Origin of the sequence: Methylobacterium mesophilicum (assembly GCF_022179445.1) — a bacterium.
GTDB lineage: Bacteria > Pseudomonadota > Alphaproteobacteria > Rhizobiales > Beijerinckiaceae > Methylobacterium > Methylobacterium mesophilicum.
In genome coordinates, this window is record NZ_BPQU01000001.1 from 174,453 (window position 1) to 200,178 (window position 25,726).

The 25,726-nt window shown below is 69.1% G+C and carries 27 protein-coding genes and 1 tRNA gene; 20 read left to right on the forward strand and 8 right to left on the reverse strand.

Annotated elements, in window-relative coordinates:
- Positions 1 to 918 carry a glycosyltransferase family 2 protein gene (locus tag MFF40_RS00840; RefSeq protein WP_147896753.1) on the forward strand — a complete coding sequence of 306 codons (918 nt, stop codon included), beginning with the start codon at positions 1 to 3 and terminating at the stop codon, positions 916 to 918.
- On the forward strand, positions 915 to 1,967 hold the full coding sequence (locus MFF40_RS00845) for a glycosyltransferase (RefSeq protein ID WP_147896754.1): 1,053 nt from the start codon (positions 915 to 917) through the stop codon (positions 1,965 to 1,967). Before MFF40_RS00840 ends, MFF40_RS00845 begins: the two co-directional genes overlap by 4 nt.
- On the opposite strand, the gene MFF40_RS00850 is transcribed toward MFF40_RS00845, so the two are convergent.
- On the reverse strand, positions 1,964 to 3,415 hold the full coding sequence (locus MFF40_RS00850; RefSeq protein WP_147855179.1) for an FAD-binding oxidoreductase: 1,452 nt from the start codon (positions 3,413 to 3,415) through the stop codon (positions 1,964 to 1,966). The two genes, MFF40_RS00845 and MFF40_RS00850, sit on opposite strands and share 4 nt — an antisense overlap.
- A gap of 135 nt (positions 3,416 to 3,550) precedes the next feature.
- Between MFF40_RS00850 and MFF40_RS00855 the strand changes: the two genes are divergently transcribed.
- From MFF40_RS00855 to MFF40_RS00865, 3 genes are all read left to right on the forward strand, one after another.
- Positions 3,551 to 4,246: a fumarylacetoacetate hydrolase family protein gene (locus MFF40_RS00855; protein ID WP_147855180.1), complete on the forward strand. Its 696-nt coding sequence runs from the start codon at positions 3,551 to 3,553 to the stop codon at positions 4,244 to 4,246.
- A gap of 11 nt (positions 4,247 to 4,257) precedes the next feature.
- Entirely contained in the window at positions 4,258 to 4,722 is a 465-nt protein-coding gene (locus tag MFF40_RS00860) for an NUDIX domain-containing protein (RefSeq protein WP_147896825.1), read from the forward strand.
- Between the two features lie 108 nt (positions 4,723 to 4,830).
- Positions 4,831 to 4,905, forward strand: a tRNA-Gly gene (locus MFF40_RS00865).
- Between the two features lie 165 nt (positions 4,906 to 5,070).
- On the opposite strand, the gene MFF40_RS00870 is transcribed toward MFF40_RS00865, so the two are convergent.
- On the reverse strand, positions 5,071 to 5,271 hold the full coding sequence (locus tag MFF40_RS00870) for a hypothetical protein (RefSeq protein WP_147855181.1): 201 nt from the start codon (positions 5,269 to 5,271) through the stop codon (positions 5,071 to 5,073).
- Between the two features lie 253 nt (positions 5,272 to 5,524).
- Between MFF40_RS00870 and MFF40_RS00875 the strand changes: the two genes are divergently transcribed.
- The 5 genes from MFF40_RS00875 to MFF40_RS00895 all read left to right on the forward strand — a co-directional run bounded on the left by MFF40_RS00875 (position 5,525) and on the right by MFF40_RS00895 (position 8,005).
- Positions 5,525 to 5,767 (forward strand): hypothetical protein, encoded by a 243-nt coding sequence (locus MFF40_RS00875; RefSeq protein WP_147855182.1) that lies wholly within the window; start codon positions 5,525 to 5,527, stop codon positions 5,765 to 5,767.
- A 28-nt stretch (positions 5,768 to 5,795) separates the two neighbouring features.
- Entirely contained in the window at positions 5,796 to 6,011 is a 216-nt protein-coding gene (locus MFF40_RS00880) for a hypothetical protein (RefSeq protein ID WP_147855183.1), read from the forward strand.
- A 102-nt stretch (positions 6,012 to 6,113) separates the two neighbouring features.
- A complete protein-coding gene (locus MFF40_RS00885) occupies positions 6,114 to 7,394 on the forward strand; it encodes an O-acetylhomoserine aminocarboxypropyltransferase (protein WP_147855184.1) in 1,281 nt (426 codons plus the stop codon).
- A gap of 82 nt (positions 7,395 to 7,476) precedes the next feature.
- The gene (locus MFF40_RS00890; protein ID WP_147855185.1) at positions 7,477 to 7,737 is read left to right on the forward strand and encodes a type II toxin-antitoxin system RelB/DinJ family antitoxin; all 261 of its coding nucleotides are present in this window, start codon (positions 7,477 to 7,479) and stop codon (positions 7,735 to 7,737) included.
- Positions 7,724 to 8,005 carry a type II toxin-antitoxin system YafQ family toxin gene (locus MFF40_RS00895; protein ID WP_147855186.1) on the forward strand — a complete coding sequence of 94 codons (282 nt, stop codon included), beginning with the start codon at positions 7,724 to 7,726 and terminating at the stop codon, positions 8,003 to 8,005. Before MFF40_RS00890 ends, MFF40_RS00895 begins: the two co-directional genes overlap by 14 nt.
- Before the next feature lie 149 nt (positions 8,006 to 8,154).
- On the opposite strand, the gene MFF40_RS00900 is transcribed toward MFF40_RS00895, so the two are convergent.
- On the reverse strand, positions 8,155 to 9,942 hold the full coding sequence (locus tag MFF40_RS00900; RefSeq protein WP_147855187.1) for an acyl-CoA dehydrogenase C-terminal domain-containing protein: 1,788 nt from the start codon (positions 9,940 to 9,942) through the stop codon (positions 8,155 to 8,157).
- A gap of 292 nt (positions 9,943 to 10,234) precedes the next feature.
- On the opposite strand from MFF40_RS00900, the gene MFF40_RS00905 reads away from it, so the two are divergent.
- Together MFF40_RS00905 and MFF40_RS00910 are read left to right on the forward strand one after the other, a co-directional pair.
- A complete protein-coding gene (locus MFF40_RS00905; protein WP_238259378.1) occupies positions 10,235 to 13,447 on the forward strand; it encodes a tetratricopeptide repeat protein in 3,213 nt (1,070 codons plus the stop codon).
- 596 nt (positions 13,448 to 14,043) lie between these two features.
- Positions 14,044 to 14,481 (forward strand): DUF3429 domain-containing protein, encoded by a 438-nt coding sequence (locus MFF40_RS00910; RefSeq protein WP_147855460.1) that lies wholly within the window; start codon positions 14,044 to 14,046, stop codon positions 14,479 to 14,481.
- 311 nt (positions 14,482 to 14,792) lie between these two features.
- Here MFF40_RS00910 and MFF40_RS00915 read toward each other — a convergent pair whose 3' ends face one another.
- A complete protein-coding gene (locus MFF40_RS00915) occupies positions 14,793 to 15,023 on the reverse strand; it encodes a hypothetical protein (protein ID WP_147855459.1) in 231 nt (76 codons plus the stop codon).
- A gap of 203 nt (positions 15,024 to 15,226) precedes the next feature.
- On the opposite strand from MFF40_RS00915, the gene MFF40_RS00920 reads away from it, so the two are divergent.
- The 3 genes from MFF40_RS00920 to MFF40_RS00930 all read left to right on the forward strand — a co-directional run bounded on the left by MFF40_RS00920 (position 15,227) and on the right by MFF40_RS00930 (position 16,866).
- On the forward strand, positions 15,227 to 15,916 hold the full coding sequence (locus MFF40_RS00920; RefSeq protein WP_238259380.1) for an autoinducer binding domain-containing protein: 690 nt from the start codon (positions 15,227 to 15,229) through the stop codon (positions 15,914 to 15,916).
- Between the two features lie 144 nt (positions 15,917 to 16,060).
- A complete protein-coding gene (locus tag MFF40_RS00925) occupies positions 16,061 to 16,684 on the forward strand; it encodes an acyl-homoserine-lactone synthase (protein ID WP_238259381.1) in 624 nt (207 codons plus the stop codon).
- Between the two features lie 14 nt (positions 16,685 to 16,698).
- Positions 16,699 to 16,866 carry a hypothetical protein gene (locus MFF40_RS00930; protein ID WP_238259382.1) on the forward strand — a complete coding sequence of 56 codons (168 nt, stop codon included), beginning with the start codon at positions 16,699 to 16,701 and terminating at the stop codon, positions 16,864 to 16,866.
- Positions 16,867 to 16,948: 82 nt separating this feature from the next.
- On the opposite strand, the gene MFF40_RS00935 is transcribed toward MFF40_RS00930, so the two are convergent.
- The gene (locus MFF40_RS00935) at positions 16,949 to 18,163 is read right to left on the reverse strand and encodes an NADP-dependent isocitrate dehydrogenase (RefSeq protein WP_058190103.1); all 1,215 of its coding nucleotides are present in this window, start codon (positions 18,161 to 18,163) and stop codon (positions 16,949 to 16,951) included.
- 198 nt (positions 18,164 to 18,361) lie between these two features.
- Here MFF40_RS00935 and MFF40_RS00940 point away from each other — a divergent pair, with 198 nt between their 5' ends.
- Positions 18,362 to 19,135 carry an RNA methyltransferase gene (locus tag MFF40_RS00940; RefSeq protein WP_238259383.1) on the forward strand — a complete coding sequence of 258 codons (774 nt, stop codon included), beginning with the start codon at positions 18,362 to 18,364 and terminating at the stop codon, positions 19,133 to 19,135.
- Here the strand turns inward: MFF40_RS00940 and MFF40_RS00945 are convergent, their stop codons facing one another.
- Positions 19,136 to 19,318 carry a hypothetical protein gene (locus MFF40_RS00945; RefSeq protein ID WP_147896437.1) on the reverse strand — a complete coding sequence of 61 codons (183 nt, stop codon included), beginning with the start codon at positions 19,316 to 19,318 and terminating at the stop codon, positions 19,136 to 19,138. It lies immediately after the preceding gene.
- A 160-nt stretch (positions 19,319 to 19,478) separates the two neighbouring features.
- Here MFF40_RS00945 and ccmA point away from each other — a divergent pair, with 160 nt between their 5' ends.
- Positions 19,479 to 20,114, forward strand: a complete 636-nt coding sequence (gene ccmA, locus MFF40_RS00950) for a heme ABC exporter ATP-binding protein CcmA (RefSeq protein ID WP_147896453.1) — start codon at positions 19,479 to 19,481, stop codon at positions 20,112 to 20,114.
- Entirely contained in the window at positions 20,111 to 20,779 is a 669-nt protein-coding gene (gene ccmB, locus MFF40_RS00955; RefSeq protein WP_147856438.1) for a heme exporter protein CcmB, read from the forward strand. The genes ccmA and ccmB overlap by 4 nt, the downstream gene beginning before the upstream one ends.
- A gap of 481 nt (positions 20,780 to 21,260) precedes the next feature.
- Here the strand turns inward: ccmB and MFF40_RS00960 are convergent, their stop codons facing one another.
- Both MFF40_RS00960 and MFF40_RS00965 read right to left on the reverse strand, forming a co-directional pair.
- Positions 21,261 to 22,037 (reverse strand): hypothetical protein, encoded by a 777-nt coding sequence (locus MFF40_RS00960; RefSeq protein WP_238259384.1) that lies wholly within the window; start codon positions 22,035 to 22,037, stop codon positions 21,261 to 21,263.
- Positions 22,025 to 23,104, reverse strand: coding sequence for a hypothetical protein (locus MFF40_RS00965; RefSeq protein WP_238259386.1), 1,080 nt, complete (start codon positions 23,102 to 23,104; stop codon positions 22,025 to 22,027). The genes MFF40_RS00960 and MFF40_RS00965 overlap by 13 nt, the downstream gene beginning before the upstream one ends.
- 276 nt (positions 23,105 to 23,380) lie before the next feature.
- Between MFF40_RS00965 and rpsT the strand changes: the two genes are divergently transcribed.
- Together rpsT and dnaA are read left to right on the forward strand one after the other, a co-directional pair.
- Positions 23,381 to 23,647, forward strand: a complete 267-nt coding sequence (gene rpsT, locus MFF40_RS00970) for a 30S ribosomal protein S20 (protein ID WP_147856441.1) — start codon at positions 23,381 to 23,383, stop codon at positions 23,645 to 23,647.
- A 491-nt stretch (positions 23,648 to 24,138) separates the two neighbouring features.
- Positions 24,139 to 25,632 carry a chromosomal replication initiator protein DnaA gene (gene dnaA / locus MFF40_RS00975; protein WP_147896434.1) on the forward strand — a complete coding sequence of 498 codons (1,494 nt, stop codon included), beginning with the start codon at positions 24,139 to 24,141 and terminating at the stop codon, positions 25,630 to 25,632.
- The last annotated feature ends 94 nt before the right edge of the window (positions 25,633 to 25,726 follow it).

Sequence of the window (25,726 nt, forward strand, 5' to 3'; positions counted from 1 at the left end):
ATGTCCACCGTTTCCGTCGTGACCCTGGCCAAGGGCCGGGCGGCGCATCTGCGCAACGTGCTGCGCGGCCTGGAGCGCCAGACGCAGGCCCCCGCCGAGTTCATCGTCGCGGTGATGCAGGATGAGCCCTACGACCTGCCCGAGACGGCGTTTCCAGTGCGCCAGATCCGGGTTACCGGCCGTGAGCTGCCGCTAGCGGCCGCGCGCAACCGGGGCGTGGACGCGGCCACCGGCGACGGCATCGTCTTCCTGGACGTCGACTGCATCCCGGCCCCCGACCTCGTGGCCGATTACGCGCGTGGGCTCGCCGAACTCGACGGCCTGCTGATGGGTGAGGTCCTGCACCTGCCCGAGCGCGCCACCGCCGGCGCCTGGCGCTACGCCGACCTGGCCGCCAGCGCTGAGCGGCATTCCGACCGCCGCGGCCCGCCGGCCTCCGGCATCGAGCTCTGCAACGACTACCGCTGCTTCTGGTCGCTCAACTTCGCGATCCGGCGGGCCACCTTCCTGGCGCTGGGCGGCTTCGACGAGCGCTACGCCGGCTATGGCGGCGAGGACACCGACTTCGGCAAGATCCTCGACCAGAGCGGCACCCCGATCGCCTGGATCAAGGGCGCCCTGGCCTATCACCAGTACCACCCGCACCACATGCCGCCGATCCACCACCTCGACAGCGTCGTGCGCAACGCCGAGCTGTTCGAGGCCAAGTGGGGCTACCGGACCATGGGCCACTGGCTCTACGCATTCCGGGTCATGGGCCTGATCGACGACACGCCCGACCGGCCGATCCGGATCCTGCGCCGGCCCGACGCCGACGACCTCGCCCTGACCGGGCAGCAGAGCCACCAGCCCTACACCAACTCCGCATCCGTCATCCGGTATCTGGAATCCCGGGTCGGCGCGGCGGCGACCGCGTGAGGATCGCGCTCCTCGCCCATATCCGCCACCCGGTCGCGCCGCCCTTCACGGGGGGCATGGAGGCCCATAGCTGGCATCTCGCCGAGGGGCTGGCGGCCCGCGGCCACGACGTTGTGCTGTTCGCCTCCGGCGACAGCGATCCGCGCTTCGCGATCGACGCCGTTGTGCCGATGCACCACGAGCGCGTCTTCCCGGGGCTCGAGCATCGCGGCGATCCGGGGCTGCGGGCCCATGTCGATGCCGGCTACGCCGCCGCCTGCGACCGGATCGCGGCGGGCGGGTTCGACGTGCTGCACAACAACAGCCTGAGCCGCCTGCCCCTGGAGGGTCGGCGGACCGCGCGGGTCCCCACCGTCACCTCCCTGCACGTGCCGCCCTACGACGCCCTGCGCGGGTTCGTGCACGACAGCCCCGGCCCGGGTCACCGGATCACCGTGACCTCGCGGGCGCAGCTCCACACCTGGTGGCCGGAGGGCGCGCCGCCGGAGGTGTCGGTGCTGCACAACGGCGTCGACCCCGCGGCCTGGCCGTTCCGGGAGCGCGGCGACGGCAGCGCCGTCTGGTCCGGGCGGCTGGCTGCGATCAAGGGCGCCCACCACGCGATCGCGGCGGCCCGGCGCGCCGGTATCCCGCTGACCCTGTACGGCCCGATCGAGGAGCCGAATTACTGGGCGGACCGGATCGCCCCGCAGCTCGGCGGCCCGATCCGCTACGGCGGCCATCTCGACGGCTCGGCGCTGGCCGCCGAGATCGGCCGCGCCTCGGTCTTCCTGTTCACCCCGTGCTGGGACGAGCCGTTCGGCCTGGTGGCGATCGAGGCGATGGCCTGCGGCCTGCCGGTGGCCGGCTTCGCGATGGGCGCGGCCCGGGAAGTCGTCGGCGAGGCCGGATGCCTCGTGGCCGCCGGGGACGAGGCCGCCTTGGCCGGTGCGATCGGCGCGGCGCTGGCGATCCCGCGCCCGGTCCCGCAGGCCCGCGTCGCGCGCCTATTCACCCGCGACCTCTGGCTCGACCGCTGCGAGGCGCTCTACGCGCAGGCGCGCGGCTAGGGCGTGACCGGCGGTGCGCCGCCGGGGATCGGGATCACCTTTCCAGGGTTCATCCGATCCTCGGGATCGAGCGCCGCCTTGATCCGCCGCATCAGGTCGAGGCCGACCGGGTCGGCGTAATGCGCCAGCTCGTCGCGCTTGATCAGGCCGACGCCGTGCTCGGCCGCGATCGAGCCGCCGAGTTCGTGCACGATGTCGTGGACGATGCGGTTGAACCGGCCCCATTCCGCCAGGAACGCGGCGCGGTCCAGCCCGGCCGGCTGCGTCAGGTTGAAGTGGATGTTGCCGTCGCCGAAATGGCCGAAGCCGCAGGGGCGCAGGCCCGGCATCGCCGCGCTGCAGGCCGCGCTCGCCCGCTCCAGGAAGTCCGGCAGCTTGGAGAGCGGCACCGAGACGTCGTGCTTGATCGAGGCGCCCTCCCGGGTCTGCGCCTCCGGCACGCCCTCGCGCAGGGCCCAGAGCGCGGCGTTCTGGGCGCCGCTCGCCCCGATGGTCGCGTCGGCGATCGATCCGGAGTCCAGGGCCTCGCCGAGGGCGGCCTCGAGTTCGGCGCGCGTGTCGGCGTCGGGCCGCGCGGACGACACCTCGATCAGCGCGTAGGCGCCGTATTCGCCCGCGAGCGGCCGGACCGTGCCCGGGACGTGCCGCAGGACGATCTCCAGGGCGAAGGGCGGCAGGTACTCGAAGGCCGTGAGGTCGCGGTCCATCCGCGTGCGCAGGAAGACGAACAGGTCGAGGGCGGCGCGGGGCGAGTCCAGGCCGACGAAGGCGACGCTGGTGGAGCGGGGCCGCGGAAACAGCTTCAGCACCGCCGCGGTGACGATGCCCAGCGTGCCCTCGGACCCGATGAACAGCTGCTTCAGGTCGTACCCGGCATTGTCCTTCCGGAGCGCCCGCAGCCCGTTCCACACCCGCCCGTCGGCCAGCACGACCTCGAGCCCGAGGACGAGGTCCCGGGCGTTGCCGTAGGCCAGCACGGCGATGCCGCCGGCATTGGTGGCGATGCCGCCGCCGATCCGGGCGGAGCCCCGGGACGCGTAGGAGAGCGGGAACAGCAGGCCGGCCCGCTCGGCGGCGTCCTGCACCTCCGAGAGGATCATCCCGGCCTCGACCGTGATCGTGGCATCGACCGGATCGACCGCGCGCAGGCGCGCCATCCGTTCCAGGGACAGGACCACGCCACCCTGCGGGACGCCGCCTCCGGTCAGCCCGGTGTTCCCGCCCAGCGGCACTACGGCGAGGCCCGCCTGGGTGCAGGCGCGGACCGCGAACGCAACCTCCTCGGTGCTACCCGGCCGCAGCACGGCCAGCGCCGAGCCCGTGAAGAGCTTGCGGCTCTCGACCAGGTAGGGCGCGAGGTCCTCGGGCTCGGTCAGCACGTGGCGCGCGCCGATCCCGTCGCGCAGGGCGCTGAGCAGCGTATCGTGGGGAAGGGGAGGGGGCGTCATCACTGAAATTTTGTAGGCCAGCCGGCGCCGGTTGCAAGCGCCGGGATGGCGCGGGCCCCGGCAGGCCTTACAACGCTCCTGCACGCCCGGGGCACGTGCGCCCGGTTTTCAGCACGCTCCACCTTAGAGGCCGCGATGCTCTCCGTTATCCAGAATCCCCCCCGGATCGCCCTGCCGATCGCCGGCAGCAGCGACCTGTTCCCCGTGCGCCGCGTCTACTGCGTCGGCCGCAACTACGCCGCCCATGCCCGCGAGATGGGCGCCGACCCGGATCGGGAGCCGCCGTTCTTCTTCATGAAGCCGGCCGACGCCCTGCAGATCGTCGGTGCCGAGCCGACGCCGCACACCTATCCGCCCCAGACGCAGAACTACCATTTCGAGGTGGAGCTCGTAGCCGCGCTTTCCGGGGGCGGCAGCGACATCCCGACCGAGACCGCCCTCGACCAGGTCTACGGCTATGCGATCGGCCTCGACATGACCCGGCGCGACCTCCAGGACGAGGCCAAGAAGCTGTCGCGGCCCTGGGATCTCGGCAAGGCGGCCGACGGCTCCGGCCCGATCGGCCCGCTGTTTCCGGCCTCGGCGATCGGCCATCCGGCCAGGGGCGCGATCACGCTCTCCGTCGACGGCGCCATCCGCCAGACGGGCGACCTCGCCGACATGATCTGGTCGGTCGCCGAGCAGGTCGCCTACCTGTCGCGCTACTTCACCCTGCAGCCGGGCGACCTGATCTTCACCGGCACGCCGTCCGGCGTCGGCCCGGTCCGGCGCGGCGAGCGCATGGTCGCGGCGATCGCAGGCCTGGGTGAGATGACCCTCGACGTCGTGTGACGGCGCGCACCATGCTCCTCGACCGGCCGTTCCTGCGGCGCCTGTTCCACCTCGGGGCGCTCGCGTCCCGGGGCATGACGCTGGGCGTGCGCGGCGTCGCCCTCGACCCGCACGGGCGGGTGGCCCTGGTCCGGCACACCTACGTCAGCGGCTGGCACCTGCCGGGCGGCGGCGTCGAGCGTGGCGAGACGGCGGTCGCCGCCATGGAGCGCGAGTTCCGCGAGGAGGCGGAGATCGCCGCGGAGGCGCCGCTGCGCCTTCACGGGCTCTACCGGAACGCCGGGGCGGCGCCCCGGGACCATGTGGCCGTGTTCGTCCTGCCGGTCTTCACGGTGCTGCGGGACAAAGCCCCAGACCGCGAGATCGCCGCCGTCGGGTTCTTCCCGGTGGACGCGCTCCCCGAGGGCACGACCCGGGCGACCGCCGCCCGGCTGCGGGAGATCCGCGACGGGCTCCCCTCCGACCCGGATTGGTGAATCGACAAGAACCGCAAAAGAGACGCTTGCGTCGCCCGGCGGAATGGTGTTTAGAGAGCCGCGCCGGGGGCCGCCGGCACGAAAGTCCAGGCGGCCAGGCACTAGTGAGCGGGTGTAGCTCAGGGGTAGAGCACAACCTTGCCAAGGTTGGGGTCGAGGGTTCGAATCCCTTCGCCCGCTCCAGTTTTTCTTCCCAACCAGATCTACGCAAAACGCCTCCGGGCGTTTTTTGCATTTGCGGCCGATGCGGCGGTCGCGGCCGCTACTGGGTTTCGCGATCGCGGCCTCTGGCGAATGGGAAACCCGTCGCGTGTCGGACGATGCCGCGGATCGTCCGCGGCGGCGCGCTCAGCCGCGCCCTCCGTCGGCGAAGTGCTCGCGGATCCAGCATTCTCCCGAGATCCGGGCGCCGTTCTGCGTGACGAACGCGTAGGGCGAGCGTTCCACGACGGTGCCGCCACCGGCCCGGATGACCCAGCGGTAGCAGCGCGGATCGCGCGCGCAGGGAATGACTTCGACGCTGTGGGCGGGTATCAGATCGATGGACATGGATCATCAACGTTCCACGCCGGAAATCCGCTCCGATCGACCGGCCCGCGTGATTACTTAAGTGTGGAATCACACGCTCGCAATCGTCGGATCGGCCCGTCGGCGCCCCGCACGGGCCTAACCGCAACGCGGGTTCGACCCGGTGGCAGCGCGCCGAGGCACGCCGCCCATCTCGCGCCCTGCCGTTCAGGATGTCCGCGCCCGCCGGCCCACCCATTCGTCGCCCATTACCGTTCGCACCAGAGGACACCGCATGCCGATCAAGGCGCTCAACGACCGCAAGAAGCTGTCGGGGGATTTCAACGACGCCAACGACGCGTTCATCGACGAGGTGCTGAAAGCCCTCCAGTCCGGCCAGATTCCGATGGATCTCGCCCGCGCCTACCTCGCGCATCCCGTCGCGATGATGCACACGGATGGAGCCCAGGCGGTGGCCAACTACTTCGACCGCATGCTGGCGCAGCGGCCGACCATCGACTGGACGCCCGGCGACTGAACGGCCCGGGCCAAGAAAGGGATTGCGGATGACCCTCGACGAGGTCGAAGACCTGAAGCGCGCGCGCGGCGCCCTGGCGCGGCAGCGGAACGCCATCGCCAAGCGACTGGGCGGGATCGACGTCGCCCCGATCTCCATGGCCGAGGACCTCACCCGGACCCTGCTGGCCATCGAGGCCGTGGACCGCGCCCTGGTCGATGCCGGGCAGCCCCATGTCGATATCGGCGCCGCGCACGAGGCCTAGAAACGTGAGAGGCCGGGCGGCATCGACCGCCGGGCCTCCGTCGAACCTTGCGCCCCGCGCCCGCGCGGGCATACAGGCGAGACGGTGCGAGGAGACCTGACGATGACCGACCGCCTGCCCGGCTTCAACACGTTGGCGATCCATGCGGGCGCCGCCCCCGACGCGAGCACGGGCGCGCGGGCCACGCCGATCTACCAGACCACGAGCTTCGTGTTCGACGACGTCGATCACGCGGCCTCGCTGTTCGGGCTGCAGGCCTTCGGCAACATCTACACCCGGATCACCAACCCGACGAACGCCGTGCTGGAAGAGCGCATCGCGGCGCTGGAGGGCGGTACCGCCGCGCTCGCCGTGGCCTCGGGCCACGCCGCCGAGTTCCTCACCATGCACGCGCTGATGCAGCCGGGAGACGAGTTCGTCGCCTCGAACAAGCTGTATGGCGGCTCGATCAACCAGTTCAATCACTCGTACAAGAACTTCGGCTGGTCCGTGGCCTGGGCCGACAACGACGACCCGGCCTCGTTCGAGGCGGCGATCACGCCGCGCACCAAGGCGATCTTTTGTGAGTCGATCGCCAACCCGGGCGGGGTCATCACCGACATCAAGGCGCTCTCGGACGTCGCGAAGAAGCACAACATCCCGCTGGTCGTCGACAACACCATGGCGACGCCGTACCTGATCCGCCCGTTCGAGCACGGGGCCGACATCGTCGTCCACTCGGCCACCAAGTTCCTGGGCGGCCACGGTAATTCGATCGGGGGCCTGATCGTCGACGGCGGCTCGTTCCAGTGGGCGGGGGACGCCCGCTACCCGATGATGAGCCAGCCCCGGCCGGAATATTCCGGCATGGTGCTCGCCGAGACCTTCGGCAATTTCGGCTTCGCCATCGCGTGCCGCGTGCTCGGCCTGCGCGACCTCGGCCCGGCTTTGTCGCCGTTCAACGCCTTCCTGATCCTGAACGGCATCGAGACCCTGCCGTTGCGGATGCAGCGGCATTCCGACAACGCCCTGGTGGTGGCCAAGCACCTCGTGCAGCACGAGGCCGTCTCCTGGGTCAGCTACCCGGGCCTGGAGACCGACCGCTACCACGCGCTCGCCAAGCGCTACACGCCCAACGGCGCCGGCGCGGTCTTCACCTTCGGTCTGAAGGGCGGCTACGAGGCCGGGGTGAAGCTCGTCTCGAACCTGCAACTGTTCTCGCACCTGGCCAATATCGGCGACACCCGCTCCCTGGTGATCCACCCGGCCTCGACCACGCACCGCCAGCTCACCGACGCGCAGAAGACCGCCGCCGGGGCGGGGCCGGAGGTGGTGCGGCTGTCGATCGGCCTGGAGGATCCGGCGGATCTGATCGAGGATCTGGATGGTGCACTGGGGGCTTGAGAGCGGCCAGAGACACGTCGAGGTATCATGGCGCCGGATCGTCCGCGGCATCACGGTGTGATGCGGGCAGGAGGTCGACCCCATGGCTGACACGCTGATCCAGGCCAGTATCGACTCAGCCACGGAGGAAGAGTCAGCTGCGGTCCTGGCTACGATAGGCCTGACGGTGTCCGATGCCGTCCGGCTGATGCTGGTCCGTGTCGCGCGCGACAGGGCTCTGCCCTTCGAGCCGCTCATTCCGAACCAGACGACCCTTGCCGCCATGGAGGAAGCGCGGCGGGGCGGCCTGGTTCGGTTCGACAGCGTGGCCGCATTGATGGCCGACCTCGATGCGGACGGTTGAACGCACCGTTCAATTCAAGCGGGACTACAAGCGAGAGACGAAGGGGCGTTACCGCGCAACGCTGGTTGCAGATCTGTCGCCCGTAATTGATGCTTTGATGGTCGATCAGCCGCTGGACGCCCGTCATCGCGATCACGCTTTGGTCGGCAATTGGCGCGATCATCGCGATTGCCACATCAAACCGGATCTCGTGCTGATCTATCGCTTGCCGGATGCGCAGGCGCTCCCGCTGGTTCGTCTCGGCTCACTTGCTGAACTCGGCCTTTGACGCCGTCGCGTTGCCACAACGGCGTCCTGAAGGACGGTCGCGAAGTGGTCGCTTCGTCGCAAGAACTTGCGAAAACGCGACGTTCGCGATCGTCTGTGGAGTTTGGCTTCGCATGAAAGCCGGTCTTTGAACCGGCCTTCGGCGCGCGCCTAAAAAACCTCGTCCGCCAGCGCCATCGTGGTCTCCGACCCGGCCTTGATCCGGACCAGGCGCAATGCGGTCTCCGGCAGCATCCGCTCCATGAAGAACCGGCCGGTGGTGAGCTTGGCCGCCCAGCGGGGCGCGGCGTCCTCCGCCTGCTTGGCGAGCGCCGCCTTGGCGATCCGCGCCCACATGTAGCCCAGCGCCACCAGGCCGAAGAGGTGCATGAAGTCGGTGGCGCCCGCGCCGGCATTGTCGGGCTTCGAGAAGGCGTTCTGCATCAGCCACATGACGGCGCCCTGGAGGTCGTTCAGCCCGGCCTGGAGCGGCTGGGTGAACGGGGCCATCGCGGGATCCTCGCCGTGGTCCTTCAGGAAGGTCTGGACTTCGCCCAGGAAGGTCATCATCGCCCGGCCGCCGTCCTTGGGCAGCTTGCGGCCGATCAGGTCCATGGCCTGGATGCCGTTGGCGCCCTCGTAGATCATGGCGATGCGGGCATCGCGCACGAACTGCGACATGCCCCACTCCTCGATATAGCCGTGGCCGCCGAACAGCTGCTGCGCGTCCACCGCGTTGGCGAAACCACGGTCGGTGAGCACGCCCTTCACCACGGGAGTGAGCAGGCCGAGATGGTCGTCGGCGGTCTGGCGCTCCTTGGCATCCTCGGACCGGTGCAGGATGTCGGCCTGCAGGGCCGTCCACAGCATCAGGGCGCGGGCGGCCTCGTTGAAGGCGCGGATCTGCATCAGCGTGCGGCGGACATCCGGGTGGACCAGGATCGGGTCGGCCGCCTTGTCGGGCGCCTTGGCGCCGGTCAGCGCCCGGCCCTGGAGCCGCTCCTTCGCGTAGGCCACCGCGTTCTGGTAGGCGACCTCGGACTGGCCGAGCCCCTGGACGCCGACCGCCAGCCGCGCCTCGTTCATCATCACGAACATGGCGTTGAGGCCGCGATTCTCCTGGCCGACCAGCCAGCCCGTGGCGCCGTCGTAGTTCATCACGCAGGTGCTGTTCCCGTGGATGCCCATCTTGTGCTCCAGGGAGCCGCAGGACACGCCGTTGCGGGCGCCCAGCGAGCCGTCCGGGTTCACCAGGAACTTCGGCACCACGAACAGCGAGATGCCCTTGGTCCCGGCCGGCGCGCCCTCGATCCGGGCGATGACCAGGTGGACGATGTTCTCGGCGAGGTCGTGCTCGCCGGCCGAGATGAAGATCTTGGTGCCGGTGAGGCTGTAGGAGCCGTCGCCGTTCGGCGCCGCCTTGGTCTTCAGGAGCCCGAGATCCGTGCCGCAATGCGGCTCGGTCAGGTTCATGGTGCCGGTCCAGGCGCCCTCGACCATCTTCGGGAGATACAGCGCCTTCTGCTCGTCCGTCCCGTGGACGAGGAGCGCCGCCATCGCGCCCTGGGTCAGACCCGGATACATCCCCAGCGCGAGGTTCGCCCCGGAGGCGAATTCCTGCATCGCGGTGTTGACGGTGTGAGGCAGGCCCTGGCCGCCGAATTCCTCCGGGACCGACAGGCCCATCCAGCCGCCCTTGGCGTAGGCGTCGTAGGCGGCCTTGAAGCCGGTGGGCGTGCGCACGCTGCCGTCGGGCTCGCGGCGGCAGCCTTCGAGATCGCCGGCCCGGTTCACCGGGGCGAGGACCTCCTCGGCGAGCTTGGCGCCCTCGCGCAAAACCGCCTCGACCACGTCCGGCGAGGCGTCGGCGAATCCGGCGAGATTGTCCCGGGCATGGAAGCCCAAGACATCGTTGAGCAGGAACAGGGTGTCGTCGACCGGGGCGCGGTAAATCGGCATGCTGGAGTTCCCCCTCGTTCCGGCTGAGCGCCAAATCGGCCCGCTCGTTTCCGAGCATCTAAGCGCGCCGCCGCATCCGGAGCAACGGTTCTGCCGTCGCGGGCGCGGGATCTGTCAGGGGCATGCACGCGAGCGCCGAAGATTACTGGGTCATGCTCGCCTTAACCGTGTGTTTACCAAGAAAGTTAAAGGTCCCTTCGAACGATCCGGCACCCGCGCTCCGTGGATACCGTCTCTCGGTCCCGCCCCGCGAACAGGATCAGCGCCGAACGCTGCCGACGACAGGCCTCCGATGACCCGTAACGCCATGCCGCAGCTCGACAGTTTCGACCCGGAGGTGCTCGACGCCGCCCGGGACGTCGCGGCGCGGGCGGGCGTCCCGCTCGAGACCTGGATCGCCTCCGTGGTGCCGCAGCAGCAGGGCCTCCAGGGCAACCGGCGCCAGCGCCGCCGCCAGCGGGCCGAGCAGGCCGCGCGCCCGGAGAGCCGGCACGAGATCGACCAGCACGACGATCACGTCGAGCAAAGGCATTCGCCATTCGAGCGGCCGACCGAGAGCCGGCACGCGCAGAGCCCCGACTCCTACGGCGAGGGCTTCGCAGCCCTGATGAGCCGAATCGACGGCCTCAACCGCACCCTCGACGAGGAGCGGCGCCTCGCCCAGGAAACCGAAGCCCGGCGCCTGGCCGAGATCGAGACCCGGATCGAGCGCGCCCTGCAGGCGACGCCGGTCCAGCAGGTGACCGAGCGCCTCGGCGACATCGAGCGGCGGATGTCGCAGCTCGGCGAGCAATTCGCCTCCGGGCGTCCCGCCGGCCGCCGCGGCCGGCCCGATGCGGTCGAGATCCGCAACGCCGTCCAGGATATCCGCCAGCGCCAGCGCGAGCTGTCGGAGGGCGTCGGGGAGCGCGCGCTCGCCGGCGGCCGGTCCGACGGCGGCGTCGTGGCGAGCATGCGCATGGACCTCGCCCGCCGCCTCGAGGCGCGCGTCGAGGATATGGCGGCGCCGTCCGCCGCCGTGTCCGAGCTGCAGCGCGAGACCGTGCGTCTGCGCGAGGCGATCAATCAGCTGGCCACCAGCCGCGATGTCGGGGCGCTGGAGCAGGCCGTGACCTCGCTCGCCCACGGCATCGAGCGGGCGCAGGTCGGCACCGACCTCGCCGCGATCGCGGCGCCGGTCGAGCAGGTCCGGGCGCAGGTCGAGCGCCTGGCCGAGGAGGTCGCCGAGAACGTCCACACCCGCGTGGCCGACGACGTGCGCCGCTTGGCCGAGCGCCTCGACAGCGTCGCGGCGGCCGGCCAAGCCGGTTCGGACAACCATACTCTGGCCGGTCTGTTCGCGGAACTCGAAGAGATCCGCCGCCTGATCGGCGCCCTGGCCGGCCCGGAGCGGATCCAGAGTCTCGCCAACAGCCTTCAGGCCGTGAGCGCCCAGATCGCGCAGCTGCAGCGCATGGGGAGCGACGCCAGCCTGCGCCCGCTGCTGGAGGAGATCCGCAGCGACGTCCGCACGGGCGCCCCGGCTGCCATCGCCGAGCAGATCCAGACGCTGGCCGACAAGGTCGACGGCCTCTACACCCGCGACCAGCGCTACGACCGCGCCGAAGCGTCCGAGTCGGCTCAGGCCGGCGACATGGCCTCGATCCACGCGATGCTGCGCAGCCTCGCCGAGAAGGTCGATCAGGTCGGCAGCCGCCCGGAGAACGAGGGCCTCGACGCCCTGGAGAAGCAGGTCGTCTCGCTCGCGGGCCGGCTCGATGCCCCCCGCAGCGGCGACCCGGCCCTGGCCGGCCTCGAGCGCACCATGGACGACCTGCTGCAGCAGGTCGCGGCCCTGCGCGAATCGGCGCCGAGCGAGGCCGTCGTCGAGCGCGCCGCGCGCAACGCCGTGGCCCAGACCCTCAAGGGCTCCGGCCTGCCGAGCGCCGAACTCGGCGAGATCGGCCTCCTGCGGGCGAGCCTGGCCGACATGCAGGCCCGGCAGATCGCCTCGGACCAGCGTCTCGGTGCCACCCTGGAGGGCGTCCAGTCCGCCCTGGAGCGCCTCGTCAACCGGCTCGGCCCGGCCGATCCGACCGCCGCGCGCCCACCGTCGCTCGACGAGCGGCTCTTGACCTCCACCAGCCCGGAGGCGCGGGTCGCGGCGTCCGACGCGTCGCGCCTGGCCGACGACCTGCTGGAACCCGGCAGCGGCCGTCCGGGCCGGGAGCCGCGCACAGCCCGCGACACCGCCATCCGCCGGCCCGCGCGGGAGCGCTCGGCCGAGCCGGCGCGCGGTCGTCAGGTTCCGGAGGCCGCCGGCGAGACCGACATCAAGACCAGCTTCATCGCGGCCGCCCGTCGGGCCGCCCAGGCTGCCCAGGCCGAACTCGCCGCTGAGGCGCCGGCCGATCGCCGGGACTTGCGCGCCCGCATGGCCGAAAGCGAGCCGGCCGCCGCGGGCGAGAGCCGACTCAGCCGGTTGCGGGCGGAGATCAACCGCCGGCGGCGGCCCCTCCTGCTCGGCCTCGCCGCCATCGTGTTGGCTCTGGGCGCGCTCCAGGCGATCAGCATGCGCGCCCCCGACGAGGCGCCGCGGACGGTCCAGACCTCGCAGGTCGCCCCGAACCGGGCCGAGCCCGCCCGGGACGCCCGCCCGGAGACCGCCGCGGAGGCTCCGGCGCAGAAGCCGCCGGTGGCCGATCCGGTGACCACGCAGGCCCTGCCGACGCCGCTTCCCGCCGAGGCGCGGGGAGCCGCCGCCCGGGCTGCGGTACCGCAGGTCTCTGGCATGAACACCCTGCAGGCGGATCTGGGCACGGTTCCGCCGGCCCTCGCCAAGGTGAAGCAGGCGGCGCTGGACGGCGACGGCACGGCGATCTGGGATCTGGCCTCCCGCGAAGCGGACGGCCGCGGCATACCCCGGGACCTCTCGGTCGCCGCGAAGCTGTTCGAGAAGCTGGCCGCGGCCGGTTACGCCCCGGCCGAGTACAAGCTCGCCGGCCACTACGAGAAGGGGTCCGGCGTGGTCCGGGACCTCGACAAGGCGAAGCTCTGGTACGGCCGGGCCGCCGAGCAGGGCCATGCCCGCTCGATGCACAACCTCGCGGTGCTCTACGCCGAGAACCCCGCCGCCAACGGCAAGCCCGATTTCGCCTCGGCAGCCTCGTGGTTCCGCCAGGGCGCCGAGTTCGGCGTCCGCGACAGCCAGTACAACCTTGCGGTGCTCTACGCCCGCGGCCTCGGCCTGACGCAGGACCTGGTCCAGTCTTACGCATGGTTCTCGGCTGCCGCTGGGCAGGGCGACGACGACGCGGCCAAGAAGCGGGACGACGTGGCGAACAAGCTCAGCCCTACCGATCTGGCCAGCGCCAAGAGCCTCGCGGGGACCTTCAAGCCGCGTAAGCTCGACGCCGCCGTCAACGAGCCCCCCGCCGCGAAGGACGGCATCACCGCGCCGATGTCGCTCCTCGGTGCCCCGACCCCGAGCCCGACCGGCTTCACCGCTCCGGCCCGCAAGTCATAGCGGCCGTGCGAACCTCCTCCCGGCCGATGGCAACCGGCGTCGATGGTCACCTCTCGCTCGATGCGGGAGGCGACGCGCTCCTCGCCTCGTGGCTACGGGCTACATGGGTTGGAAGACTCAGTTTCTGAGGACCGACACCCCATACCTGATAACCCGCGCCGTCATACCGGAGTGCCGCAGGCGAGCCCGGAATCCGGAAACGCTGTCCGTGCAGGAACTTGACACGTCGGTGGTTCTGGATCCTGGGCTCCGCCGTGCTGCCCAGGGATGACGGCGTGTGGCCGCATCGACCCAGCCACCGCTTGAAGGACGCAGGGAGCTTTCCGCTCGTGGCTTCGGGGGGTTGATCCTAACCCAGCGCCCGGCGCGTCGCGCCATGCGGGCAACCACGGCCGCGCGATCCGTGTATCCCCGGCGCGGCCTGGGACGTTTCAGGACCCGGACGCGTGGCCCGAAAGGCGGCGAACGCCTGCTGTGTTTTGCCGCCCTGATCCCAGCTTGACCGCTCTCCCACGATGCGTGAACGCTCGGATCGGGCGATACCTGCCCGTGTAAACACGGCGTGGCGGCCGCCCGTGCGGCGGCTCGGAGGATGGATGGCGCACCGGAACTCTGTCCCGATGAGCGCGCTCGTGCTCGGCGTGGCCGGCCTCATCCCGTTCCTGGGTTTCGCGGCGCTCGCAGTTTCGGGCTCGGACGGCGGGTTGAGCAGCATCGGCCTGTCGCCCCGCACGATCCTGTCGGCGTATGGGGCGGTGATCGCGTCGTTCCTGGGCGGCATCCGCTGGGGCGCGGCAGCGGCCCGCAACTCCGGCAACGGCGATTATGTCGTGGCGATCGTACCGTCCCTGGTGGCCTGGGCCGCGATGGCGGCGCCGGCCCCCTGGGACCTGCGCGTGCTCGGCGTCCTCGTCCTGGCCTGGGGCCTGATCGATCAGGACCTGACCCGACGCGGCCTCGTGCCGCTCTGGCTCGGCCGCCTGCGGCTGGTCCTGTCCGGCGTGGCCGGTGCCGCCTTGCTGGTGGCGTCCTGAGCGTCGGAACGCTCGTCCTGCCGGATCCTCTTCAAAGACGCGGCGGAGATATCTCAGCTGCGCGGCGGCTCGGCCGACACCGGCGGTGCCCGGCAAAAGCGGCTGGCGGTGATCGGGGCATCGTGTAGGCGGCAGATCGGAAACCTTGGTATCGACCACCTTCGGTCGCATGCATCTCCGGGGCGATGCCCGGCCCCCGGAAACCGGGGCCGATCGAAGCCGGCTTGAAGCGCGCCAACGCGGATCGAAGTCGAGCCTGTGATCCCGAATGGTCGTTGGTGCCCGTCCGATACGCTTTTCGGAGGCGGGCGTTAGCTATCGCTGGCCATCTCGCGGAGCAGCCGCATCACGGCGTCCCGGCGGGCGGGCGATTTGATCGCACGGAACAGCGACGTGACCTCGTCGCACTGCGCCGCGCTCACCCCCGACGGATCGACCGGCATGCAATCGACGCGGAAGAAGTAGGAGGCCGGCACGTCCAGCGTGGCGGCGATGCGCTCCAGGAGCGAGCGCGTCGTCGGAGAAGTCTCATCGTCGATCATGGACCTGAAACTCGCACTCGATCCGCTTCACACATCGGTGCCGGAGGACGCCCCGGCCGCGGGACAGATTTCGCCAACAACCTATCGCCGAAGCGTTCAAGATGCCATCCTCAGGTTGTGGTGGTCTGCGATTTGTCGCGCTACGTGTAAAATCCGGGGCGAGCATGCCGCAAGCGAAGCATTTGGACAGGACTTTCAACCTCTTGCGCGACCTCGACCGGGCCGCGACGCCGGACGAGATCGCCCAACTGCTCGTGGGCGCATTCCGCGGATACGGGGTTTCGTACGTGATGGCCGGCATCGTGCCGGAACCCGGGCTGCCGCCGCGGCGCCACGGCGGCTTCGTCCTCGCCAGCACGATGCCGGAGGAATGGGCCCGCCGTTACGTGACCCGGGGCTACGCCCTGCACGACCCGACGGTTCGCCGGCTCTGCACCAGCGCCGTCCCGTTCGACTGGAGCGCCGTGCAGGCCGAGACGCCGGTGGCCGGCCGCGTCATGGACGAGGCCACCGAATTCGGCATCCGGGCCGGCCTGACGATCCCGTTCGTCACCCTCGACGGCGAGCCGGGCGGGATCAGCTTTTCCGGCGCAGCGATCGAGATCGAGGCGGCCGACCGCATCGCGGTCAACCTGGTGGCGACCTACGCGGTCGGGCAACTGCTCCTGATGAACAGCCGTCCCACCGCCGGCGAGCCGGTGCGCCTGTCGCCCCGGGAGCGCGAGACCCTGCAATGGGCCGCCGAAGGCAAGACCGACGCGGAGATCGGGATGGTGATGGGCATCACCGCCTCGGGCGTCGACTATCATCTGCGCTCGGCGCGCACGAAGCTCGACACGGTCAACAAGGCGCACACCGTCGCCCAGGCCCTGCGGGCCGGCCTCATCACCTGAACGCCGCACCCGCTGGGTCCGCGATCCGGCCCCAAATCCACGGTTGCATCGGCGCTAAGCGATACACGTAACCCTACGGTTTTACGTAGTACACACCCGAGCCCGAACGCGGAACACTCACGCATCGAGACGTGAGGTTGTTCCATGATCCATGTGGTCACCCCCGCCAACGCCTGTCGCTACGGCGACGCGATGGAGCAGGCTTGGCGCCTGCGGCACCAGATCTTCGTCGAGGAGAAGGGCTGGACCGACCTCGCCCGTCCGGACGGACGCGAGATCGACCAGTTCGACACGCCGCACGCGGTGCACTTCCTGGCCATGGAGGGCGATGCCGTCATCGGCTACAGCCGCCTCCTGCCGACCACGCGCCCGCACCTCCTCTCCGACGTCTACCCGGAGCTCTGCGAGGGGGCGCGTCCCGCCGGCCCGCACCTCTGGGAATGGACCCGGCAGGGCGTCGCCCGCTCCCACCGCGCCCGGGGCCGGGTGGTCAATCCGGTCTCGATCGCCCTGCTCACCGGCATCGTCGAGTGGGGCATGGCGCACGGGCTCACCGGCCTGCTGCTGCAGATGCCGACCCTGTACATGATCCACGTCATCCAACTGCATTTCCGCGCCCAGCCCCTCGGCCTGCCGATCCAGATCGGCGGCGAGGAGATCATGGCGGCGACCGCCGCCTTCGACGCCCGCACCTTGGCGCGCCTTCGCACCGTCCACGGCGACAGCCGCTCCGTCCTCGTGTCCGAGCCGGCCTACCTGGCCGCCTGATGAGAACCAACGCCATGAACGATAGCCACCTGGACACCCTCGCGGCGCAGTGCCTCTCGGTGCGCGACCTGATCGATTCGGTCGGCGATCCGCTGATGCGGGCCGCCATCGACCTGCTGCTGATCGAGGTCGGGCGGGCGCTCGCCCAGAGCTGCGGGGGGGATGGACAGGCCGAAGCCTGAACCGGAGGGGGCGCCGCCCCCAGACGAAAACGGCGGGCGCCCCGGGGCGCCCGCCGTTCAGGTTCCGACCGGAACGGAGGTGTCAGACGCCCATCGCGGTCTTCAGGTTCTGATCGACCTTGTCGAGGAAGCCCGTGGTCGAGAGCCACTTCTGGTCGGGTCCGACCAGGAGCGCGAGGTCCTTGGTCATGTGTCCGGCCTCGACGGTATCCACGCAGACCTTCTCCAGCGTCGCCGAGAACTTGGCGAGGTCGTCGTTGCCGTCGAGCTTGGCCCGGTGCGACAGGCCGCGGGTCCAGGCGAAGATCGAGGCGATCGAGTTGGTCGAGGTCTCGCGGCCCTTCTGGTGCTCGCGGAAGTGGCGCGTCACCGTGCCGTGGGCGGCCTCGGCCTCGACGGTCTGGCCGTCCGGGGTCATCAGCACCGAGGTCATTAGGCCGAGCGAACCGAAGCCCTGCGCGGCGGTGTCCGACTGCACGTCGCCGTCGTAGTTCTTGCAGGCCCAGACGTAGCCGCCCGACCATTTCAGGCAGGACGCGACCATGTCGTCGATCAGGCGGTGCTCGTAGGTGATCCCGAGCGGCTTGAACTTGGCCTCGAACTCCTCCTCGTAGACCTTCTGGAACAGGTCCTTGAACCGGCCGTCATAGGCCTTGAGGATGGTGTTCTTGGTCGACAGGTAGACCGGGTACTTGCGGGCAAGGCCATAGTTCAGCGAGGCGCGGGCGAAGTCGATGATCGACTGGTCGAGGTTGTACATCGACATCGCGACGCCGGCGTCCGGGAACTTGAACACCTCCTTCTCGATGACGGTGCCGTCGTCGCCCTCGAACTTGATGGTCAGGCGCCCCTTGCCGGGCACCTTGAAGTCGGTGGCGCGGTACTGGTCGCCGTAGGCGTGGCGGCCGATCACGAAGGGCTGGGTCCAGCCGGGCACGAGGCGCGGGACGTTCTTGCAGATGATCGGCTCGCGGAAGATCACGCCGCCCAGGATGTTGCGGATCGTGCCGTTGGGCGACCGCCACATCTCCTTGAGGCCGAATTCCTGCACCCGCTGCTCGTCGGGGGTGATGGTGGCGCACTTCACGCCGACGCCGTGGCGCTTGATCGCCTCGGCAGCATCGACCGTGACCTTGTCAGCCGTTGCGTCGCGGTGCTCGACGCCGAGGTCGTAATATTCGAGGTCGACGTCGAGGTAGGGATGGATGAGCTTGTTCTTGATCTCGGCCCAGATGATCCGGGTCATCTCGTCGCCGTCGAGTTCAACGACGGGGTTCGCTACCTTGATCTTCGCCATGGACCGATGCCTTCTCGCGTTGTCCCCGCGCACGGCATGCAAGGGCCGTGCGGTCGCCCGCCCAACCGTCGATTGGGTACGTTTCGCCCCCGGCGACATAGCGCGCCCCTTCCGGCAGCGGAAGGCGCGGGCTGTCATCCGGGCGGCATCGTCACCCGGCCCTCGACGGGCGGTCGCCCCCTGTGCCAGAGGGCCGGCATGACGACCCAAGACCCGCAGGACCAGGCTCCGACCAAGCTCACCGAGGTGCCGCCCGGAATCGCCCCGGTGGTGATCCTGGTGGAGCCGCAGCTCGCCGAGAACATCGGCATGACCGCCCGGGCCATGGCGAATTTCGGCCTGTCGGAGCTGCGCCTCGTCAACCCCAAGAACGGCTGGCCGAAGAAAGGCGTGCGCGAGGCGGCCTCCGGGGCGACCCACGTGCTCGACCGGGCGACGATCCACGCCAGCGTCGCCGAGGCGATCGGCGATCTCCACTACGTGCTCGCCACCACGGCGCGCGAGCGCGGTCAGATGAAGCAGGTCCTCGCCCCCGAGGACGCCATGGGCGAGGTGGTCGCCCGGCAGGGGCAGCGCGTCGCGGTGATGTTCGGCCGCGAGCGGGTCGGGCTCACCAACGAAGAGGTGTCGCTGGCCGACGCCATCATCACGTTCCCGGTGTCGCCGGACTTCCCGTCGCTGAACCTGGCTCAGGCGGTGCTGCTGGTGGGCTACGCCTGGCGGCAGGCCAGCGGGCGGGCGGTTCTGCCGTTCTCGGGCGAGCTGCTGGCGCCGCCGGCCAGCCGCGAGGCCCTTATGTCCCTGTTCGGCAGCCTGGAGGCGGCCCTCGACGGAGCCCGGTTCTACCCGCCCGAGAAGCGCGACATCATCGCCCGCAACATGCGCGACATGCTCCACCGCATGGGCCTGACCGAGCAGGACGTGCGCACATTCCGGGGGGCGTTGCGGGCGCTGACGCGCAAAGGCAGCTGATCAGGCGTCGCCTTGGATCTCAGGCGGTTTGCCGCCGCCGAAGCAGCGCCCGACCGCCTCCCAGAACGCCGCCTGCTCCGCCGGGGTGCAGAGGGCCACGCGGGCCTCGACCAGGGCCCGGCCGGCCCTCGCATCGGCCGTCGCGGCGACGTCCGCCTCGCTCGGGTGTCCCGCCTCGTCCATGCCAGCCTCCGCAAACGGTGAAAAAAGCCGGCTCGTCCCGGCACGGTTCCGTTATGCGCCGCAATCGGGCATGGAGGCGCCGGGTGTCCGCTCCCGTCCGCGCGGCGGGGCGACGCGGATCGGTCTGGCCGCCTGCCGGCGGGAGAGGGCGGGGTACCGGGTGCGGCTCAGCGTCGACAATCTCGCCTGCCGCCGCTCCGGCCGGCGGATCTTCTCCGGCCTGACCTTCGCCCTCGGGCCCGGCGACGCCCTGGCGGTGACCGGGCGGAACGGCGCGGGCAAGTCGAGCCTGCTCGCCATCCTGACGGGCCGGCTGCGGCCCGATGCCGGGCGCATCGCCTTGGCCGAGGTCGGCGAGGCGAGCCTGCCCGAATGCCTCCATGCGGTCGGCCACCGCGACGGCCTCAAGAGTTCGCTGTCGGCCGGCGAGAACCTGCGCTTCGCGCAGAGCCTCCTCGGCGCACCGCGCCTGTCGCCCCGGGAGGCCCTGGACCGGCTCGGCCTCGGCCACGCCCACGACCTGCCGGTCGGCTACCTGTCGGCCGGCCAGAGGCGGCGCGTGGCCCTGGCGCGGCTGCTGGTCTGCGATCGCCCGCTCTGGCTCCTCGACGAGCCGACGGCGGCCCTCGACGCCACCTCGCAAGCCTTGCTCGCCGGCCTGATGGCGGCCCACCGGGCAGGCGGCGGCCTCGTGATCGCCGCCACCCACCAGCCGCTGGGCCTCGACGGGGCGGCAGAGTTGCGCATCGAGCCTGGGACCGCGCCGGAGCCCGAGCCTGCGGAGGATTGGGCGTGACCCGTGCCATCCTCGCGCTGATCGCCCGCGACCTGCGGCTCGCCGGCCGCGTCGGCGGCTCCGGCGCCCTGTCGCTGGTGTTCTTCCTGATGATCGTCGCCCTGGTGCCGTTCGCGCTCGGACCCGATCTCAACCTGCTGTCGCGGATCGGCCCGGCCATCCTGTGGCTCGCCGCGGTGCTCTCGACCCTCATCGGCCTCGACCGCCTGTTCCAGGCCGACGAGGAGGACGGATCCCTCGACCTGATGACCGCCGCCCCGGTGCCCCTCGAAGGCGTGGTGCTCGCCAAGGTCACGGCGCACTGGCTGACGACGGGACTGCCCCTGGCGCTGGCCTCGCCGCTCTTCGGCCTGCTCGTCGCCCTCGACGGCACCGCCATGGGCGCCACCGCGCTGACGCTGCTCGCCGGAACCCCGGCGCTCAGCTTCATCGGCGCGGTCGGGGCGGCGCTGACGGCCTCGATCCGCCGGGGCGGGCTGATTCTCGCGGTCCTGGTCCTGCCGCTGATGATCCCGAGCTTGATCTTCGGCGTCTCGGCCGCCCAGGCGGCGACGGGGGGCACGGTGCCGTTCCTCGTGCCGCTCGCGGTGCTGACGGCGCTGACCCTGATCGCCGCCGTGGTCGGGACGCTTGCGGCGGCGGCGGCTTTGCGCTGGCCGGAGTGATCGTTTGCTTTCAAGTGCTACGCGCCGCCATTGCTCCGCGACATTGCGCTATCCCATAGCAGAAATCCAATCCATCGGATTCGCGGCCAATATCTTCAACAGATAACCATGCCCTCCATCAATGCCTCCTGTTCCTCTGAATGTCGATGCCTCGACGTGATTGTCATCGAAGCACCCTATTTCGAGCCGCAATCTGTACAGAGTTCGCATCGACCCTGATCGTATCCGGCCGATCTCTCGCAAGTCGGAATGCACTATTTGCCGCCTAAGGCTTTTAGCACGTCGAAGATTGTATGCTTTTCCATGCGCTTCCCTCCCCCGCGAGTCGATGCGGGTCCGTGGACGACACTGGAGACTTTGGCCAACTCCGGGTTGCCGCGACTATCTGGCTGCTGATCCCTCTATCGCGCTTATCTCTTTGCTGTTCGGATTGTGGCCGCTGTCGACGCGCTCGAATTGATACCTGTCCCTCAGGCGGCGATCATTGTTGATCCGGTCCGCCGGCGACCGTAGCGGGTGTGGCAGCTTTCTGAAATGGAAACGCTGTCGGCTGCCAGTGGCGACCGAGCTTGAACCGGTCTGCTTCGGTGCGCTCGTTCTCCCAAAGAAGCTTTGCCAAGGCCATATGATCGCGCTCTTTCAAAGCGTCCCCCACGGCGAGGCCGCTGCGAAAATAGTCTGACATCGGTTCGCCATCGATTGCTGTCTGCTTTTCATGTTGTTCCTTAAAGCTCGGAGTGATGAACTCCCAATGCATTCTTGCACTTGCAAACTCGCCAAGAGCTGCCTGCGTGAAACACATCCAGATATGATCCTTGTGAAAACTGTAGCCTCTTGATTCTCGGGATAGGATGAAGGTCACGATTTTCTCGATCGAGTCTAAGGATCTGAGAAGGGGCAGAACTTCCGTCTCAATTTGCTCGACGAAATCGCCACGGATCATCGGGTCGTCCCAATCCCAGACTCCGTCCTGGCCGGCGGGTTTGAACCGACGGGATCGACCAATCAAGCCGATCGATCGACCATAGCCTCCGAAATCGAATTTATCCCCCCGGATATACAACTCCGTTAGTCGCCATTCGAGCGTGAAGTATCCACGGCTTGGTCGGTTATGGATCCGTATCTGCCTAGCGATATGACCAACACTTTGAAGGCATATAAATTTGCCGCCAGTTAGAACGACATCTTGATTTCGATCTACCAGCGGAGCAGACAAATCTCGGATTTGCTGCGCCGGTGTAAGAATCAATGCGGCCATTTCCTGGGTCTCACCTGTATCATGATAAATCGCACGACTTCGGGAAATTTGCGTTTTGCCGCCTTGATTGTGTGGACGGCTTGTCGAGGGGTCCATCCCCTTCGACCGGTTTTTGGATCGTAGATACATGTAGTATCGATGCGAGCTCTTTCGAATACGTCGGATCTTTTACTACCAGGCATGATAAAATTTTGATTTTTATTCCGTTCGGCTAGAATTAGTTCTGCAACAAAATTTTGGTCTTTCTTTTCATTGATAATCTGCGCGATCTTGACGTGAATCTTTGTACCCAACTGCGCCGCGTTTGCGTATCCGCCTTGCGCTGTCACACGCGCAGTTACCTCGTCCACGATCGCTTGCACTTCCCCATTTCTTGGACAAGCTTCGTCCAATTGAGCTTGGCTGAGCCGGCCAATCCAGATCGGCATACTCATTTGCGGATCGTCCCCGGTTTTATATTCTTGCGCTGTAAGCCCCAGAGCGGTGCCGTACCCGTCCTCCCGGGCAGAGAGATAGGTCAGGAGTTGCAACCCAAGCTCGAAGGTTGCGATGACTGGGGCGGCAATCAGAGGTAGGGCAGGGGCCAGGGCAGGTTGAGCAAACGGTTCAGCGACGAGACCTGTCGGCGCGAAGGTGGTCCGCGACAGAACTTCACCCGTATTGCCATCTCGAATCGTCTGGGTTTCGCCGGATGTCTCGAAGATCCGGCTCTCGCCATCCGGCGCCGTGACGGTGTGTCGTTCATCGAAGGATTTTCGCCCGGCATGTACGCGGATCGAGAGGATGCGCGTCCCATCCTCGAGCGTCGTGCTGTCCGTGAGCGCGGGTGGATCCTGTCGGGACGGTCCGCCGGGTCGATCCCCGTGGAGCGAGGCCCACTGGCCACCGCCGGGGGCCGGCACCCACTCGCCGACGTTCGGCTGTCCCGCTGGCGCGCGCGGCTGGGTCTCCCAATTTTTGGCCTGGAGCTGCCGCTGCAGGCGCATCAGCTTCGTCTCAAGGGTGAGGCCAGCCAGAACGTGGCGCAGAATGATTGCTTCGCTGTGCGCTTGAGATTCGTCACGCATGGTGGCCCCACCCCGCCATGCCGCCCTGTTGCGGCCGAAAGAACAAAGAAAGAACATAGGAGAGATGTCAAGATCTAGGAATGTCGGCCCGACCGGCGCGCTCCGGGATCTTCCGCGTTGACGCGCCGCATCGCGCTAACTATAGAGGCCGCTTCGCCGGAACGACGCGCTTTTGCGTGCGCCGTTACGCGGCCATCGCCTGACAACCTGATGCGACGACCGATTCCCGGCTGAGCCGGCCCGTCGGCATCGCCCGACGAAGAGAACGAGGACTCCATGGCCAACACCGCTTCGGCCAAGAAAATGACCCGCAAGATCGAGAAGCGGACGGCGGTCAACCGCTCGCGCCGCTCGCGCATGCGCACCTTCGTCCGCAAGGTCGAAGAGGCGATCGCCGCCGGCAACCAGCAGGACGCGCTGACCGCGCTGCGGGCCGCCGAACCCGAGATGATGCGCGCCGCCCAGCACGGCATCGTTCACAAGAACAACGCCTCGCGGAAGGTCTCGCGCCTGGCCGCCCGGGTGAAGGCGCTGGCCGCCTAATCCCGCCACCGCACCACGTAAGACGACACCAAGCCCGGCCTCCGCGCCGGGCTTTTTCGTGTCCGCGTTCCGGAGCGCCGCCGGCCTTCCTGGCCCGGCCCGGGTGGCGAAGCGTTAACCCTAGACCAGAATTTCGCACGTTGCGGAGTCTTGGGGTGGCGTGTATCTTAACAGAAACTGACTGTGTTCAAGAAAAGACCGTCGATTTCGGGACGTGAGCGAATCATTCCGATTCGCCAAGACTCTATCGAGCCACCCGGTTGGATCGCAGAACACTTGCAGTTGGGAATCTGGGCCATCCCCACAAGTCCCACTGTTAAAGGAACTGTAGGTAATTGTTGATAGGCTCTTCCAATCGGCAAAAGTTCCTTGGTGGGGAGTTGACTCCGCCAGCGGAGTCTGTCCCGCCCGATTATGCGGGACGCTGAGGGCGTAAATCGTGCGTACGCGCGGCCAGCGGGTTTCCGCCGGCGGCGTCGGGAGAGCCAGTGATGCGTGTCGACGGAACGGTGGCGAGCGACGACGAGGGCGGCCGCAGCGCCGGCAACACGGATTTTGCACCCGCCTGGGCGCGGGTGAAGCGTCGGCTGCGCGCCGAGCTGGGCGAGGATGTGTTCGCCAGCTGGTTCGCCCGCCTGGAACTGGAGGGCGTGACCGCCGGGACGGCGCGGCTGACGGTGCCGACGCGCTTCCTCAAGAGCTGGATCGAGTCGCACTACCTCGACCGGGTGCTCGGCACCTTCAAGGCCGAGGCCGAGGAGATCGGCCGGATCGAAGTCGGCGTGCGCGGCACGGCCGCCCCGGTCCGTCCGGCCGCCGTCGGCGCGCCCAAGGCCGGAGCCGCCAGCGGCCCGCTGGCCCGGCTCCACGCCACCGGGACGCCGGCGCCGGTTGCGGCCGTCTCCACGCCGTCGGAGCATCGCTCCGCCGAAGCGGGGGGTGACCTCAGCGGCACGCCGCTGGACGCGCGGCTGACCTTCGCGAGCTTCGTCATCGGCCGCTCGAACGCGCTGGCCCACGCCGCCGCCGAGCGGGTCGCCCGGCACCAGGGCGAGGGCGCGCTGTACAACCCGCTCTACCTCCATGCCGGCGTCGGCCTCGGCAAGACGCACCTGCTGCACGGCATCGGCCACGCCGCCCGCGAGGCCGGCCGCCGGGTGATCTACCTGACCGCCGACCGCTTCATGTACGGCTTCGTCAACGCCCTGAAGACCCAGTCGGCGCTGGCCTACAAGGAGCGCCTGCGCGGCATCGACCTGCTGATCCTGGACGACGTCCAGTTCATCCAGGGCAAGTCGATCCAGGCCGAGTTCGGCCACACCATCAACGCGCTGATCGATGCCGGCCGGCAGGTCGTCGTCGCCTCCGACCGGCCCCCGACCGAGCTGGAGGCGCTGGACGAGCGCGTGCGCTCGCGCCTGGGCGGCGGCCTGGTGGTCGAGATCACGGCCCTCGACGAGGCCCTGCGCGTCTCGATCCTGTCGGCGCGGCTCGCCGCGGTTCGGGTGGCGCATCCGGGCTTCGACGTGTCGCCGCAGGTCGCGACCTACGTGGCCCGGGCGATCACGGCCAACGGCCGCGACCTCGAAGGCGCGGTCAACCGTCTGCTGGCCCATGCCACGCTCACCGGCACCGCCGTCACCATGGAGACCGCCGAGAGCGCGATCCGCGACCTCGTGAAGAACCGCGAGCCGAAGCGGATCAAGATCGAGGACATCCAGAAGCTGGTCGCCTCGCGCTACAACGTCTCTCGCTCGGACATCCTGTCGGAGCGGCGCACCGCCGCCGTGGTCAAGCCGCGGCAGATCGCGATGTATCTGTCGAAGGTGCTGACCCTGCGCTCGCTGCCCGAGATCGGCCGGCGGTTCGGCGGACGCGACCACACCACCGTGCTGCACGCGGTGCGCAAGATCGAGAAGCTGATCGGCGAGGATACGATCCTCGGCGACGAGGTCGAGCTGCTGAAGCGGATGCTTCAGGACTAGGATTCCGAGCGGGATACCGCTGCGGCGCCCCCCGTCGCATCAGAGCCGGACCCGAGAACCGCGCCCGATCGAACCCCGATCGGGCGCGGTTCCG

Coding starts and splice junctions, on each gene's coding strand:
- MFF40_RS00840 (WP_147896753.1), top strand. CDS start 1: ATGTCCACCGTTTCCGTCGTGACCCTGGCCAAGGGCCGGGCGGCGCAT.
- MFF40_RS00850 (WP_147855179.1), bottom strand. CDS start 3,415: ATGACGCCCCCTCCCCTTCCCCACGATACGCTGCTCAGCGCCCTGCGC.
- MFF40_RS00855 (WP_147855180.1), top strand. CDS start 3,551: ATGCTCTCCGTTATCCAGAATCCCCCCCGGATCGCCCTGCCGATCGCC.
- MFF40_RS00860 (WP_147896825.1), top strand. CDS start 4,258: ATGCTCCTCGACCGGCCGTTCCTGCGGCGCCTGTTCCACCTCGGGGCG.
- MFF40_RS00870 (WP_147855181.1), bottom strand. CDS start 5,271: ATGTCCATCGATCTGATACCCGCCCACAGCGTCGAAGTCATTCCCTGC.
- MFF40_RS00875 (WP_147855182.1), top strand. CDS start 5,525: ATGCCGATCAAGGCGCTCAACGACCGCAAGAAGCTGTCGGGGGATTTC.
- MFF40_RS00880 (WP_147855183.1), top strand. CDS start 5,796: ATGACCCTCGACGAGGTCGAAGACCTGAAGCGCGCGCGCGGCGCCCTG.
- MFF40_RS00885 (WP_147855184.1), top strand. CDS start 6,114: ATGACCGACCGCCTGCCCGGCTTCAACACGTTGGCGATCCATGCGGGC.
- MFF40_RS00890 (WP_147855185.1), top strand. CDS start 7,477: ATGGCTGACACGCTGATCCAGGCCAGTATCGACTCAGCCACGGAGGAA.
- MFF40_RS00895 (WP_147855186.1), top strand. CDS start 7,724: ATGCGGACGGTTGAACGCACCGTTCAATTCAAGCGGGACTACAAGCGA.
- MFF40_RS00900 (WP_147855187.1), bottom strand. CDS start 9,942: ATGCCGATTTACCGCGCCCCGGTCGACGACACCCTGTTCCTGCTCAAC.
- MFF40_RS00905 (WP_238259378.1), top strand. CDS start 10,235: ATGACCCGTAACGCCATGCCGCAGCTCGACAGTTTCGACCCGGAGGTG.
- MFF40_RS00910 (WP_147855460.1), top strand. CDS start 14,044: ATGGCGCACCGGAACTCTGTCCCGATGAGCGCGCTCGTGCTCGGCGTG.
- MFF40_RS00915 (WP_147855459.1), bottom strand. CDS start 15,023: ATGATCGACGATGAGACTTCTCCGACGACGCGCTCGCTCCTGGAGCGC.
- MFF40_RS00925 (WP_238259381.1), top strand. CDS start 16,061: ATGATCCATGTGGTCACCCCCGCCAACGCCTGTCGCTACGGCGACGCG.
- MFF40_RS00930 (WP_238259382.1), top strand. CDS start 16,699: ATGAACGATAGCCACCTGGACACCCTCGCGGCGCAGTGCCTCTCGGTG.
- MFF40_RS00935 (WP_058190103.1), bottom strand. CDS start 18,163: ATGGCGAAGATCAAGGTAGCGAACCCCGTCGTTGAACTCGACGGCGAC.
- MFF40_RS00940 (WP_238259383.1), top strand. CDS start 18,362: ATGACGACCCAAGACCCGCAGGACCAGGCTCCGACCAAGCTCACCGAG.
- MFF40_RS00945 (WP_147896437.1), bottom strand. CDS start 19,318: ATGGACGAGGCGGGACACCCGAGCGAGGCGGACGTCGCCGCGACGGCC.
- MFF40_RS00960 (WP_238259384.1), bottom strand. CDS start 22,037: ATGGCCGCATTGATTCTTACACCGGCGCAGCAAATCCGAGATTTGTCT.
- MFF40_RS00965 (WP_238259386.1), bottom strand. CDS start 23,104: ATGCGTGACGAATCTCAAGCGCACAGCGAAGCAATCATTCTGCGCCAC.
- rpsT (WP_147856441.1), top strand. CDS start 23,381: ATGGCCAACACCGCTTCGGCCAAGAAAATGACCCGCAAGATCGAGAAG.
- dnaA (WP_147896434.1), top strand. CDS start 24,139: ATGCGTGTCGACGGAACGGTGGCGAGCGACGACGAGGGCGGCCGCAGC.